The following is a 13,747-nucleotide window of genomic DNA, read 5'->3' as shown; positions in this document are numbered from 1 at the left end:
GTCGGCCGCGTTGTTAGATTGAGTTCATCACTTTCAAACAACCGCGCTCTTGACGGGAAGGAGGGGCCGTGACCAGCGAGATCACCCAGTGCGTCAACGAGATTTCTTCGGCGCTGCGCACACTTAGCACGCTGTTCGAGGACCCCTCCGCCCTCGCATTCGAAGACGTCCGGCACGACATCGAGCGCTTGGAGGAGCAGTTTAAGAAGAAGGCATCTATCGACGCAGCATTCGCCTTCATCGCCGACAGGGACGATGCCGGACGAGTAGTCGGGGCCAACTACCCGAACGCGTACCTGCAGCAGTGCCTGGACCTGTCCAAGAGTGAGGCCTACAACCGCCTTGAGCGCGGCCGGCTACTGTACGGCGCGCCGCCGGAGCCCACCCCTCCCCCGCCCGAGGACGTGGAGGACCTGTTCGACATGACCGGGGAGGATGCCGAGGCCGAAGCCCAGGCCGCCGCGGAGGCTGCCGCCGAGGAGGAACGCGCCCGCCAGAGGAAGGCGCGCGAGAACTCCTCGAAGGTCAGCGCCGAGAAGCAGGACATTATCCGCCGCGAGCTGGACAAACTGCTCAAGGCCGCGTGCTGCGAGCGCACCCGCATCCACGCCGAGGCCATGGAAGAGGCCCTGCACCGCAGCCCCGAAGATCTGCGCCTGTTCGTGCGCAAGGCGGTGAACGCGGCGAACCGGAAGCATGCGCCCCACTCCAACCCGAACGCCGGGTTTGAAAAGAGGAGTGCCACCTTTGGCCGTCGCAAGGCGGACGGCATGGTGGACATCCACATCAACGCCACCGCCGGCCACGCGGCGCTGATGAAGGCGCACATGGACAAGGGGTTGGCGCCGAATTCGAACCTGCCGGAGGAACTACAAGGCGAGGCGGATTCGCGCACCCCGGAGCAACGCCGCTTCGACCAGTTCTTCGCCATCTTCGAGCAGTACGAGGAGCAGTGCCAGAAGTCTAACGACGGGGCCGCGTCCGTTGTGCTTGCGCTGACTCTCGACGACCTCGCGGACGGCGACGCCGCGATGCTCTTCGACACCAATACCGGCATCGAGGTGGACTGCTTCGACCTCGTTCGCCTGGGCATGGACGGCACAACCGACTTTCTACTGCAGGTCGACGGGGTCAGCTCCGTGCCGCTGTGGATGGGGCGCACCAGCCGGCTGGCATCTGTGGCCCAGCGCATCGCGATGTTTGCTGTGCAAGGGGTCTGCTCCTGGCTCGGGTGTACCGCTTCGATGTCCGAGTGCGAGGCCCACCACATCCTCGCGTGGATCAAAGGTGGAAACACCGACATTGAAAACCTCACCGGGCTGTGCCGCGAGCACCACAGGTGCAACAACGACCACAGAGACGGCTCCTTTAACAAGGGGTACATGGATTTTGACCCGAATACGGGCAGGTCAGGGTTCCGACGGCGACCGAGTGACCCGCTCAAATTCAACCAATCGGTCCCGGCGAAACACTCGGCGGTGAGCAGGATCTATGCCGCGAAAGGCAGGTGCGAGTGCGCTAAACACACCGGTCGCGACCCCGCGTTTTACCCGCCCGACCATCCACCGATGAAGGACACCTGGACACCGATGCGGGTGTGACACCCCCGGGCGTAGCGTGGTCGGCATGCGCATTTACACCGTGGGCCACTCCAACTTGGACTTCGATGACTTCACCGCGATGCTTTCTGCCGCCGGGGTGGAGTCCATCGTTGACGTGCGCAAACTCCCCGGCCCACGCAAATACCCGTGGTTCAACGACGACCACCTCGCCGCGCACCTGCCCACCCGCGGCATCGCCTACAGCCGCAGCGAGGGCCTCACCGGCCGCCGCAACGTCTCGCACACCGTCCCCTTCGAGGTCAACGGCAACTGGCGCAACCGCAGCTTCCACAACTACGCCGACCATGCCCTCGGAAACGAATTCGCCGACGCCCTCGCCGAACTTCGCCGGCACGCCGCCGCGACCCCCACCGCCGTGATGTGCTCCGAGGCGGTGTGGTGGCGCTGCCACCGCCGCATCATCGCCGACCACCTCATCGCCCACGGGGACGAGGTTCGCCACATTATGGGGACGACGGCGGACGGGGCGTCGATAAGCAATGCAACCTTGAACGACGGCGCCGTCATCGGCGACGACCTCCTAGTCCGCTACCCAGAATTCACCTGAAAGAAACCTCACCGCAAAACGCCCTTTCTAAGGTTGCTCTCACACAACCCGACCAAAAGAAAGGCCCCTCGTGTCCGCCCGCTTCCGCATCCAGCTGGTCACCGCGACCACCACCGCCGCCCTCGCCGCCGCCTTCACGCCCTTCACCCCGGCGGCGCTCGCGGCCGAGACCTCCGAGTTCACCGTCTCCAACGTCACCGACTTCCACGGCTACTGGGAGGAAACGAAGTACGTCCCGGGCGCGGCCCGCCTCAAGTGCGCCGTGGACAAGGCCGCCGAGGGCAAAACCCACGTCTTCACCTCCGCCGGCGACAACATCGGCGCCTCCCCCTTCGCATCGAAGCTGCTCAACGACGCCCCCACCCTTGAGATCCTCAATCTGATGAACCTCCAGGTCTCCGCGCTGGGCAACCACGAGCTCGACGAAGGCGCCGCCGAGTTCTCCGACCGCGTCACCGCTGCCTCCGACTTCGACTTCCTCGCCGCCAACGCCGAGACCGTAAAGAACACGAAGGACTACGTGATCAAGGACCTCGACGGCGCGAAAGTGGCCTTCGTTGGCACCATCACCGACGACATGCCAAACCTGGTCAACCCGAAGTCCATCGAGGGCATCGCCTGGAACGACCCGGTCGCGACCACGAACGAGGTCGCCGAGCAGCTGAAAGATAGCGGCGAGGCCGACGTGGTCATCGCGCTCGTGCACGAAGGCGGCATCAAGGCTGACGAGTTCTCAGGCGCCGTCGACGTGGCGTTCCTCGGCCACTCGCACCAATCAATCGAGCCCTCCGGCGAGAAGCCGCTTTTGATCCAGGCCGGCTCCAACGGCACCAACCTCGCCAACGTGGACCTGCGCTTCGACCACGCCGCCAAGAAGTTGACCGTGAAAAACGCCGAGCTTCTCGACGCCGACACGATCCGCGCCTGCGACACCCCGCAGCCCGAAATCGACGCGGTGATCAAGGATGCGCTGGCGAAGGCCGGCACCGAGGGCAAGAAGGTCATCGGCCACTCGGACGCGCACCTGTACAAGGCGGGCGACAAGGAGTCCCAGCTCAACAACTTCATCGCCGAGGCCACCCGGCAGGGCGTGAGCAACAACTCCTCCGTCACCGCCGACATCGGCGTGATGAACGCAGGCGGCGTCCGCGCCGAGATCGAGGCCGGCGACGTCACCTACGAGCAGGCCTTTTCCGTCCAGCCGTTCGGCGGCGAGAACACCTACGTCGAGCTGAAGGGCTCCGATGTGGTGCAGGCGTTGGAGGAGCAGTGGCGCGACGACCCGGATCGCCCCATGTTCCCGCTGGGCATCTCCGACAACGTCTCCTACTCCTACGACCCGGCCGCGCCGGTCGGTTCCAAGGTCACCTCCGTCACCGTCGACGGAGCTCCGATCGACCCGGAGAAGACCTATGTGGTGGCTGGCTCGACCTTCCTGCTCGCTGGCGGCGATAATTTCAAGGCCTTTACCAAGGGCACCGCGCCCGCGAACCTGGGCTACGTGGACCTCAACGCCCTGGTGGAGGCGCTCAGCGGTGGCCAACAGCAGCGCACCTCGCAGTCCAACGTGGGCGTGCACCTCCCCGCCCCGCTCACCGCGGGTAAGGAGGCCACCATCGAGTTGAGCTCCCTGCTCTTCGACCAGGGTGCGACCGCCACCACCGCCACCGCAACGCTTGGCGACGCCTCCGGTTCCGCCACCATCTCCCCCAACAACGCCGACATGACCCCCAACGAGTTCGGCACCGCCACCGTGAAGCTGACCGTCCCGGCGGGGATGTCTGGCACCCAGGAGCTTCGCATCACCACCGACGCCGGCACCGAGGTCACCGTCCCGGTCGAGGTTGCGGCCGCCGCGGACCAGGCCAAGCCCGAGCCGAACAAGCCGAACAAGCCCGCAGAGCCGAACAAGCCGAACACCGGCGGCTCGAGCACCGGCGACCTCGGCTGGATCATTCCCGTCGCCATCGCGGGCGCCTTCGGCCTGGCCAACCTGGTTGCGCTTCTGTTCCCGTTCGCGGTGGATCGGGCGCTGGGGCCCGTCGCTAAGCGTTAGCGAGCCTGCCGGCGCGGGTGCGCGGCGACTGGCTTATCGTTAGCTGTATGAAGGTTTCCCGCGCCCTGGCCCCACTCGCTTGCGCCCTCTTCCTGGCCTCCTGTTCCACAGCTGGCGAGACGGTCGTCGTCACCGCAACCGAGTGGGTTGATCCCGACTCGGGAGAGGTGGTGACCACCGAGATCGGTGCACCTTCGGCCCCAGAGGGTGCCACCGAAGAAAACAGCGGCGCCGCCGAGTGGCCCGCGGAGTACGCCAAGGTCCTCGACGACCCGGCGGCCTACAACTTCAACGTGCCCAGCCCGGGCCGCGACGAGGTCGACCACGTGCCCGACGGCGAGTACTTCTACGCCCTCGTGGAGGCCAACGGCGGCGGCGCGCCCGAGCTGCTGCTGAGCTCCATGAGCTCCGACGAGCACTCGAACCATTTCGCCCGCGTGCTGGTGTTTTCCACCGACGGCGGCTCCCTGGAGACTTCCAGCGATTCCCTCATCTACGGCGCCGCCGGCGCGGGCGGCAGCCGTGCCGGCGTCGAGGCGTCCCAGCTTGGACGCGGCCTGTTCCAGGCGCACTGGCTCAGCGGCACCGGAGACGGTTCCACTGTGTGGCACGACGTTGACGGCGCCGCGCTTTCCTCCCCGACCGAGCCCGAGGAGATGAACGTGCAGTACCCTCGCCCGGGCCACTTGGCTGTCAATTGGCACCCGACCCAGGACCGCGCCGCCCTCGACGCCGGCGAGCTCACGGTGTCCTTGCCGGAGAAGCGTGGCCTCGCGCCCGTCGATGAGCCTGATCTGGTCATCGAAGGCACCGTGGTGGCAAAGACTGGCGCCGAGCTCATCGATAGTATGCCGAACGGTGAGGACCCCGCCAGCGAGTACTTCCTGCTCCAGCTGGATGCGCCCCGTGAGTTCACCGACCACCACCACGCCACCTCCGTGTACACGCGCGAAGCCGAGTACGTCTCCTTGGGCCGGCGCGAGATCAGCGCCCGCGGCCACGAGCGCCTCGACGGCTTGGAATGGGAACGACTCCAAGGCGAGCGCGTTCGGCTCACCGTCGCCCCGGAGAACGTGCACTTCCCCACCGACACTTCCATGCCGACAGGCGCGCTGCGCGTGAGCCGTTTCGTAAGCGCGGAGATTCTCTAACGAGTCTTACGGCGCGTCGCCATGAAGAACCCGGCCGCCACCAGAGCCAATGCGCCGAGTCCGAGCACCACGTAACGCGGGGAGGCGGCGGGCTCAGAAGATTCGCTCGATGCCGAATCCGAGGCAGCACCACCAACCACGCCGCGGATCCACTCGGCCTGCTCCGCAACCGGCGCCACCGCCACCGCGGCGTTGGAGTTCATCTCCTCCTCGGTGGGGTTTTCCGGGTCCTCGAACAGGCCGGCCGACATCACGCCGGCGACCTTGCCTTCAGAGAAGATGGCGCCGCCGGAGTCGCCCGGCTGGATCCGCGCGCCGTTCTTTAAAGCGACGTCGAGGGCGGTCGGGGCGTCGAAAAGCGCGAGCGGCGATTCCCCACGCACCGTGGCCTCCGCGGCGGGCAGTGTGGTCGAGCCTCCCGAGCCGTCGGAGGACCAACCGTAGATATTCACCTCCCCGCTCGGCACCTCCCCCGCCACCGAGGCGTAGGAGGAAAGCCCCATGTCTTCGGTGGTGTGCAAAAGTGCGATGTCGCCACGCGGGGCCAGCTCGTGGCGGTCCACCTGGAACACCTGCTGGTTTTCGCCCTGCCCGGTGCGCACCGAGCCGCCCGGCTTGGCGGCCGCCTCGACGCAGTGGCGGGCGGTGATCACCCAGTGCGGGTCGATGGCGGTGCCGGTGCACACGCCGTCGTCGGGGTCGGAGTCGTCCACGCGCACCGAGACCACCGGCTGCGCCTCAGCCGCGTCGCCGGCGAACTGCTCGGATTCCATCGCCCACGCGGGCTGCGCCGCCAAAGCGAGACCAACTGCAACACTAAACGCCAACTTTTTCATCATTTTCCTTTCCAATCACCGCCACTAGGCGGCGAACAATACTTTCCATCGGCCCGCGCCGGAACACGGCGAGCCAGCCGTACGCGATCACTGCGGCGCCGACGAGGCTCACCCACACCCCGACCCACTGCGCGCTCAGCACGTGCAGGCAGTACAGGGTCAGCGTCATCCGCCCCAGCGGCGCGAGCCACCCCAGCCAGCGGCCCGCCAGGCAGCACAGGGAGCACATGCCTATCGACGCCCCGGCGGTCCCCACCACATCGATAAGTCCGCCGGTGTGGCCGGTGGCGTCGAGAAGCGGGGGCAACGGCACCCACCACCGCAGCGCAACATCGGCCGCGAACAGCAAGCACCCGACAACCGCCCCAGCGCGCATCGGCATGTGGCGCGCGAACAGGATCCCGGCGACCATGAGCACCGCCCACATCAGCGGCGGGTACGGCGAGGCCGACGGCGCAAGCGCCGCCGATCCCAAAGCTCCAGCACCGGCGAGCCAGACAAGCCACGCCGAATCCAGCCTCGGCGCCCACGCAAGCACGATCATGCAGACCCCGATCGTGCCCAGGACCACCTCGATGGTCCCGGAAAACGGCACCAGCGCGAAGTGCAACACCACGAGGCACGCCCCGCGCACCACGAACTGCACCGGCCGGGCACGCATGAGCCCCATGGACACCCCGGCGAGGAACGCGAAGAGCCCCGCGGGGAAGCCGAAGAGCACCTGCGCTGTAAGCCCGTCGTGCACGGTGAGGTGCGCGACGATCATCGCGACGAGCGCTACGGCCCGGGCCGCGTCGATTCCAACGATTCTGGTCTGCATGGGGTTCAAGCTAGAAACCCCGGTGTTGCGCCCGCGTTAACCCGGATGTTTATGTCTCCGCAACATCGCGACGCATACGATCGCAACCATGACAATTCGGGTGCTTATCGTGGACGACGAGGCCTTCCTCGCCGACGCCATCGCCACCGGCCTGTCGCGCGCCGGGATGCAAACTCGCCTCGCCTACGACGGGTTCGAGGCGCTAAAGCTTATCGACGAGCTGCCGCCCGACGTCGTCGTGCTGGACCGGGACCTGCCCGGGGTGCACGGCGACGTAGTGTGCCGCCGCATCGTGGAGTCCCAGCCCGCGACACGGGTGATCATGCTGACGGCCAGCGGGACCCTGGACGACCGCCTGGAAGGCTTCGACCTCGGCGCCGACGACTACTTGGCCAAGCCGTTCGAGCTGCCCGAGCTGGTCGCGCGGGTGAAAGCCTTGGCCAAGCGCAACGCGCCAGCCCGCGGCGAGGTGTACCGCTGCGGGGACGTGCGCCTAGACACGTTCCGCCGCGAGGTGACCCGCGGCGAGGTGCCGGTGAGCCTGAGCCCGAAGGAGTTCGCGGTGCTGAAGGTGCTCATGGAGGCCGACGGCGGGGTGATCTCCGCCGAGGACCTGCTAGCGGAGGCATGGGACGAAAACGCCGACCCGTTCACGAACTCCCCGCGCGTGACCGTGTCGCACCTGCGCAAGAAGCTGGGCGAGCCGCGCATCGTGCACACCGTCACCGGCGCCGGGTACTACGTGGCGGAGGCCGAGCGATGAGGCTGAGCCTGCGCGCCCGCATCACAGTGATGTTCGTGGCCACCGTCCTCGGCGTCGGCCTCGCGCTGATCGGTCTGGTGTACGCCTACTTGAAGCTCACCCCGGTGCCGGTGATGGCGTCGTTTCCGGGCACCGACGACGGCGTGGTCATCGACGGCGCCGTGCCGGTCACCGACGAGATCCTGCGCCGCATCCTCTTGGCCTCGCTCGGGGCGCTCGCGCTGCTCACCGCGCTTGCGGGCGTGGTGGGCTGGTTCGTGGCGGGACTCGTGATCACCCCGCTGCGCTCGATCGCCGACGATGCGCGCACCGTCACCCGCGGCGACCTTTCCGCCCGCATCGACTACGACGGGCCCCGCGACGAGGTCGGCGAGCTGGCCGAAGCGCTCAACGCGATGCTCGACGAGCTCGCCGACGCCGTCGAGCGCCAGCGCCGCTTCGCCGCCAACGCCTCCCACGAGCTGAAGACCCCAATCGCGACCATCCAGACCGTCGCCGACGTGGCGCTTTCCGGCGACGACGCCGACCTGCGCCCTGCGCTGGGCCGGATCCGCGAGGTCAACGCCCGCAACGCCGCGACCGTGTCCTCGCTGCTGCAGCTGGCTAACGTGCAGGTCCGCGACCGCGCGCCCGTAAATCTGGCCGCCGTGTGCCGGGAGGTCGGCGCCGCCCACGGCATGCCCGTGGACGCAACACCGCTGACCGTCGATGCCTCCCCAGCCTGATCCGCCAGGCGGTGGACAACCTTGCGCGCAACGCCGCCATCCACGGCGCCGACGGGTCAATCGCGCTCCGGCAGGCCGGCGCCTTCGCCGAAATCACCGTGGAGTCGGCCGGTGAGCCGCTCGACCCGGCGGAGGTGGCCACCTGGACCGAACCGTTCGCCCGCGCCCGCCGCACCTCAGGTTCCGGCCACGGGTTGGGTCTGGCGCTGGTCAAGGCGATAGCAAAGGCCCACGGCGGCTCGGTTGAGTTGGCGCCGCGGGCCGGGGGCGGGCTCGTCGTAAAGCTACTGCTCCCTGCGTAACGCGCCCTCGAAGCGCGCCTTGGCCGCCTCGACGTCCTCGGCGTTGTGGGAGGTGGGCACGTCCGCGCGGTCCGGGAAGACCGCCTTGCCCTGCGGCAGGTTGATCGCCGGCTGGTTCGGCTCCCCGCCGCCCTCGGAGCGCAGGTGCTCGTGGGCGTAGTCGGCGCAGTGGTCCAAAAACACCCGCGGCGGGGCGAAGAAGTTGCAGCCGGTCAGCGCCTCGGAGAAGTCCAGGATGCGGTCGTATTTGCCCTCCGGCTCGCCGATGAACATCCGCCGCAGCATAACTTCGGTGACGCGGGGGTCGCGGGCGTAGCTCATGAAGAAGGTGCCCTACTTGCCCAGCGCGTCGCCGAACGAGAGGTTGTTGCGCACGATCTCGAGGCCGTTGCCGTCCTCGTCCTCAACCTGGTTGACGGCGACGTGGCTGTTCGGGGCCTTCTCGTCCAGCTCGATGTCGGAGTGCTTCGTGCGGCCGATGACCCGCTCCTGCTCCTCCACCGGCAGGGCGTTCCAGTCCTTCAAGTTGTGCACGTACTTCTGCTCGACGATGTAGCTGCCGCCCTTCCAGATGCCGTCGCGGATGATCGCCACCTCGACGCCCTCCTGGCCGCGGGGGCTTTCCGTGCCGTCGACGAAACCGAGCGGGTCGCGGAAATCCTGGTACTGGAACGCGTGGACCTCGTCGTAGTAGTCGATGTGGTCTTCCACGATCGCGTTGATGCGGCGCGCCAGCTCGAAGGCGACGTCGAACTCGTCGGAGCGGATGTGGAAAAACACATCGCCCGGGGTGGACGGCGCGTGGTGCTTCGCGCCCGTCAGTTCCACGAACTCGTGCAGGTGCTCCGGCTTCTCCAGCGCGAAGAGGCGGTCCCACATCTTCGCGACAACGCCGGCCACCGCGGTCAGGTGCGCCTCCGGGTAACGGAAACCCACGCCGCCAGTCAGGCTGGACAGGCTGGAAAGCACCTCCAGCGCCGCCTGCTCGCCGCCCTCTTTAAAGCCGAGGGTGATAAACAGCGCGTCCCGCGACTGCGGGAGGATCACAGTTTGGGTCACTTCTGCCTGGCTCCTACTCGTCATGGCCTTAAGCATTCCCCACTTGCGCGGCGTTAGTCGGGCCAGGGCCTGTCCTGTCGCCGCTTACAGCACCGCCCAGCCCGCAAGCGCCGCGCCGATGACCACCGCCCACGCCGGGACCTTGAAGTTGCGCAGCGCCACGAACGCCGCGGCCGCCACCGCCATCGTTGCAGGCCCGTGGATGCCGGAGGTGAACACCGGGGTGTACAGCGCCGCGGCCAGGATGCCCACCACCGCCGCGTTCGCGCCGGCGAGGGCATTGGCGGCGTGCGGGTTGGCGCGCAGCCGATCCCAGAACGGCATGATGCCGACGACCAGCAGCGCCGCCGGCAGGAAGATCGCCACCGTGGCCAGGGCCGCACCCCACAGCCAGTGCACGCCCTGCGCAGAGGCGCCCAGGAAGGAGGCGAAGGTGAACAGCGGTCCCGGCATCGCCTGGGCGGCGCCGTAGCCGGCGAGGAAGGTGTCGTGGTCCACCATCCCGGTGGGCACCGTCGCTTGCTCTAACAGCGGCAGCACCACGTGTCCGCCGCCGAATACCAGGGCGCCGGAGCGGTAGAAGCTGTCGAAGATGCCCCAGCTCGTGCCCATGCGTCCCGCCAGCGGCAGCAGCGCGAGCAGGGCCGCGAACACCGCCAGCGCCCCCACGCCGACGGTGCGGCTGGCGGCGGGGGTGCGGCTGGGGGCCGGAGGGGCGTCGATAGGCGAAAGTGCAAAGGTGGCCACGAGCATGCCCGCAACGATCGCGCCGACCTGGGCCGCGGGGTGCGGCACGAGCAGCACGATGAGGAAGGCGGCGAGCGCGACGCCTGCGCGCAGCCGGTCCGTGACGATGCTTTTCGCCATCCCCATGACCGCCTGCGCGACGACCGCGACCGCCGCCGCCTTGAGCCCCGCGAGCCAGCCGGCGTCCGAAATGTCGCCGAGGCGCGCCACGCCGAGCGCGAACGCGACCATGAGGACCACGCTCGGCAGCGTGAAGCCCACAAACGCTGCGAGCATGCCACCGTATCCCGCGCGCTTCAGGCCGATTGCCATGCCGACCTGGCTCGAAGCGGGACCCGGCATGAACTGGCACAGGGCGACGAGGTCGGCGTACTCGTCGTCGGTGAGCCACTTTCGCTTCTCCACGAACTCGTCGCGGAAGTACCCCAGGTGCGCCGTCGGCCCGCCAAACGACGTCAAGCCAAGGCGGGTGAATATGTGTAAGACCTCAAGCACAAGATGTGATGCTAGCGGACGGCGCCACGCTGAGCAGGCGTCCGCGTGTGACCCGACGAGGCGCGGGGTAGCACTGCGATCACCACGGCAGAAGCCACCGCCACAGCCGCGAATGCCGCCACGAGGCTCGCAGCCGAGTTCGGGATTCCCAGGGCTTGGATCGAGCCGAAGGTGTTCCAGGCCGCGTGCACCGCAACCGCGACCCAGAGGCTGTTGAACGCCCACACCAAAAGCGCGTAGAGCAGCGCGTCAAGGAAAAAATGGGCGAATGCGACCGGTGAGCCATACGCCTGCGGGTGCATCGCCACGAACGGGATTGCGGCGAGCACCGCGCCCACGGCCGGGTGCTTGGTCCACGACGTAAACGCCTGGAAGAACACGCCGCGAAACGCCATCTCTTCCGCGAGCGCCGCGAGCACAATAATGACGAGCTCCAACGGAAAATCGCTCCGGATATCTCCGATAACTTGGTCCCAGGACGCGCCGTAACCGACCACGCCGACCACTCCCATGACAGCGGCGATGACCACAAACGCCAACGCGTACGCGGCGAACGGCACCCAAGGTTTCGTTCCTGTTCGCCCTGTGAACACGGACGCAACTGGCCTGCGCCCGATGAACCGGACTGCGACGAGCACCGCCAGGATCTCCACGACCACGGAGCCGTACCCGAAGTACTTGTCCGCCGCGCCGCTCGATGTATCCACCCCCGCGGCTTCAAGGGAAACACCAATCACCGCGACGAACGCGACGGTAAGCACGGCGACCGCGACGATTTCGGCGAGCGGCCTCCACCAGGCGTAGTTGGGTTGGTTTCTTGACGCGAACGCGTACTCCCCCGCGTGTAGCACTCTGACGAAACTCCTCCTCGCGGTTACAACAACCGGGCCATCATATGCCCGCCTGTTGATATGTGCACGGGCTGATCAGCCCCGGCGCCGCGCCCGCGCTAGACTCTGCCCGCGGAAAACCACAATCGAGCACGGATCGCGTATGGGAGGTTCCCGGTTGCACCACTTCAGCCCGCTGTTTGAGATGGGCCCTGCCCGGCGCGACCACATCCCCGCCTTCCGCACCGCCCTCGGCGTGGCCATCCCCATGTTCACCCTGCTCGCGCTCGGCCGCATGGATCTGGCCATCTACGCGAACTTCGGCGCCTTCACCGGCGTGTACGGCAGGCACATGACCCGCCAAGTGCGGCTGAAGCACCACGTCCTTGCAGGTATCGCCCTGACAACGTCGGTGACCGCGGGGGCCACCATGGCGTGGCTGGACCTTAGCCCGTGGGTGTTGATGCTGGTCACCTCACTGGTGTCGGCTGTGTGGGCGACCATCGCGCTGGCCGCGGACATGAAGCCGACCGGGTCGGTGTTTGTGATCTTCTCTGTCGCTGCCGTCGGGTCCTTGAATAATCCGGTCCATCCGGTGCTCGCCTTCGCCATCGCCGGCACCGCGGCGCTGCTGTGCCTGGCGCTCGGCCAAATCTCCCACCTCATCGGCGAGGGGCCAGGCGGCGACGCGAAGGAACCGGAGCGCCCCTCCCGGTCCCCCGAGGCGGGCCGGATGCCGCGGCGGCGCCTGCGGGTCGAAGCCAGCCGCTTCTTTTTCTCCCCTCTGCTCGCGGGTGTGCTGGGGCTGATCTCCGTGACTATTTTCGACCCGCTGACCCACTCCTACTGGGCCATGGTCGCCGCCGTCGCGCCGCTGGTGAACTCCCGGTTCAAGATGCAGTACTACCGCGCCATCGAGCGCGTCCTGGGCACCCTCACCGGCATCGCGGTGGCAGGTTTTTTGCTGTCCCACCCGATGCAGGGCTGGCAGATCGTCGTGTGGATTGTGATTCTGCAGTACCTCACCGAGATGTACGTAACCCGCAACTACACCATCGCCGCCAGCTTCATCACCCCGACCGCCCTGCTGATGGTGCAGACGGTCGAGGCCTCCCCCGTCTGGCCGATGCTGCTCGCCCGCACCGCGGAGACCGTGATTGGCGCGTTCGCGGCGCTCGTCGTCATCGCGGTCGGCTACGTGCGCAAGTACCCAGAGGTCGTGCTGCCGCGGCGCTAGGCGCTGGTACTTTGCGACGGGCTCCCGCTCTACCCATTGCCAGCCGCTTCATCTTCGACGCCAATGTGAACGTAGGGTGTTGGGCATGCAGGACCTGACCATCGCACCCGGCCCGGGGATCCCCGGCGGCCTCGTCATCGCCGCCGCCGACCTGACGGAGCGGTTTGCGAAGTCGTCGGGGCCGGGCGGCCAGGGCGTCAACACCACCGACAGCAAGGTGCAGCTCTCCCTCGATATCGCCGCGTGCGCATCGCTTACCGACGCCCAACGCCGCCGCGCCCTTACCAACCTCGAACACCGGCTGGACGGCACCGTCCTCACCGTGGCCGCGTCGAGCCAACGCTCGCAGATCCGCAACCGCGCCGAGGCGCGCGAGCGTTTGGCCGCGTTGTTACGCGAGGCGCTCGCCCCGCCACCTCCCCCGCGTCGGAAGACAAGGCCGACCAGGGGCTCGGTGCGGCGCCGTCGAGAGGCGAAGAAGCGTCGCTCGGAGCTCAAAGCCACACGCAAGCGACCCCAGATTCCTTAGCGCCCGCCCTAGACTCGGGTTGGGGTTG

Annotated in this window: 13 protein-coding genes and 1 pseudogene; 9 read left to right on the top strand and 5 right to left on the bottom strand. The window is 67.6% G+C overall.

All coding sequences use genetic code 11. From position 1 onward, the window contains the following. The first annotated feature begins 68 nt into the window (after positions 1-68). The 4 genes from CIHUM_RS04215 to CIHUM_RS04200 all read left to right on the top strand — a co-directional run bounded on the left by CIHUM_RS04215 (position 69) and on the right by CIHUM_RS04200 (position 5,376). Positions 69-1,601 (top strand): HNH endonuclease signature motif containing protein, encoded by a 1,533-nt coding sequence (locus tag CIHUM_RS04215; protein ID WP_051106458.1) that lies wholly within the window; start codon positions 69-71, stop codon positions 1,599-1,601. Positions 1,602-1,626: 25 nt separating this feature from the next. Next, entirely contained in the window at positions 1,627-2,169 is a 543-nt protein-coding gene (locus CIHUM_RS04210) for a DUF488 domain-containing protein (RefSeq protein ID WP_034999971.1), read from the top strand. 70 nt (positions 2,170-2,239) lie between these two features. After that, complete coding sequence (locus tag CIHUM_RS04205; protein WP_074432038.1) at positions 2,240-4,225, top strand: bifunctional metallophosphatase/5'-nucleotidase; 1,986 nt, start codon at positions 2,240-2,242, stop codon at positions 4,223-4,225. 47 nt (positions 4,226-4,272) lie between these two features. After that, positions 4,273-5,376 (top strand): hypothetical protein, encoded by a 1,104-nt coding sequence (locus tag CIHUM_RS04200; protein WP_034999651.1) that lies wholly within the window; start codon positions 4,273-4,275, stop codon positions 5,374-5,376. Here CIHUM_RS04200 and CIHUM_RS04195 read toward each other — a convergent pair. Next, the gene (locus tag CIHUM_RS04195) at positions 5,373-6,215 is read right to left on the bottom strand and encodes a trypsin-like serine protease (RefSeq protein WP_243427166.1); all 843 of its coding nucleotides are present in this window, start codon (positions 6,213-6,215) and stop codon (positions 5,373-5,375) included. The two genes, CIHUM_RS04200 and CIHUM_RS04195, sit on opposite strands and share 4 nt — an antisense overlap. Continuing rightward, complete coding sequence (locus CIHUM_RS04190; protein ID WP_034999646.1) at positions 6,193-7,032, bottom strand: DUF418 domain-containing protein; 840 nt, start codon at positions 7,030-7,032, stop codon at positions 6,193-6,195. The genes CIHUM_RS04195 and CIHUM_RS04190 overlap by 23 nt, the downstream gene beginning before the upstream one ends. Before the next feature lie 88 nt (positions 7,033-7,120). On the opposite strand from CIHUM_RS04190, the gene CIHUM_RS04185 reads away from it, so the two are divergent. Genes CIHUM_RS04185 through CIHUM_RS04175 form a run of 3 tightly spaced genes read left to right on the top strand, consistent with a single transcriptional unit; the run spans position 7,121 to position 8,822 of the window. After that, positions 7,121-7,795, top strand: coding sequence for a response regulator transcription factor (locus tag CIHUM_RS04185; RefSeq protein WP_034999643.1), 675 nt, complete (start codon positions 7,121-7,123; stop codon positions 7,793-7,795). Next, positions 7,792-8,520 (top strand): HAMP domain-containing protein, encoded by a 729-nt coding sequence (locus CIHUM_RS04180; protein WP_243427165.1) that lies wholly within the window; start codon positions 7,792-7,794, stop codon positions 8,518-8,520. Before CIHUM_RS04185 ends, CIHUM_RS04180 begins: the two co-directional genes overlap by 4 nt. Further along, a complete protein-coding gene (locus CIHUM_RS04175; RefSeq protein WP_262360373.1) occupies positions 8,445-8,822 on the top strand; it encodes a sensor histidine kinase in 378 nt (125 codons plus the stop codon). Before CIHUM_RS04180 ends, CIHUM_RS04175 begins: the two co-directional genes overlap by 76 nt. Here the strand turns inward: CIHUM_RS04175 and CIHUM_RS04170 are convergent. From CIHUM_RS04170 to CIHUM_RS04160, 3 genes and pseudogenes are all read right to left on the bottom strand, one after another. Beyond that, positions 8,805-9,869: pseudogene (locus CIHUM_RS04170) on the bottom strand (Dyp-type peroxidase). The gene CIHUM_RS04175 and the pseudogene CIHUM_RS04170 overlap by 18 nt on opposite strands. A 96-nt stretch (positions 9,870-9,965) precedes the next feature. Then, on the bottom strand, positions 9,966-11,123 hold the full coding sequence (gene chrA, locus CIHUM_RS04165; RefSeq protein WP_034999641.1) for a chromate efflux transporter: 1,158 nt from the start codon (positions 11,121-11,123) through the stop codon (positions 9,966-9,968). A gap of 11 nt (positions 11,124-11,134) precedes the next feature. Continuing rightward, positions 11,135-11,974, bottom strand: a complete 840-nt coding sequence (locus tag CIHUM_RS04160; protein WP_034999639.1) for a CPBP family intramembrane glutamic endopeptidase — start codon at positions 11,972-11,974, stop codon at positions 11,135-11,137. A 142-nt stretch (positions 11,975-12,116) separates the two neighbouring features. Between CIHUM_RS04160 and CIHUM_RS04155 the strand changes: the two genes are divergently transcribed. After that, the gene (locus CIHUM_RS04155; RefSeq protein ID WP_051106457.1) at positions 12,117-13,190 is read left to right on the top strand and encodes an FUSC family protein; all 1,074 of its coding nucleotides are present in this window, start codon (positions 12,117-12,119) and stop codon (positions 13,188-13,190) included. 85 nt (positions 13,191-13,275) lie between these two features. Continuing rightward, complete coding sequence (arfB, locus tag CIHUM_RS04150; protein WP_034999636.1) at positions 13,276-13,719, top strand: alternative ribosome rescue aminoacyl-tRNA hydrolase ArfB; 444 nt, start codon at positions 13,276-13,278, stop codon at positions 13,717-13,719. The last annotated feature ends 28 nt before the right edge of the window (positions 13,720-13,747 follow it).

This window comes from Corynebacterium ihumii (assembly GCF_028609825.1).
Lineage (GTDB): Bacteria > Actinomycetota > Actinomycetes > Mycobacteriales > Mycobacteriaceae > Corynebacterium > Corynebacterium afermentans.
Note: the sequence above shows the minus strand (reverse complement) of the source record. Positions and strands in the feature narration are given on the sequence as shown.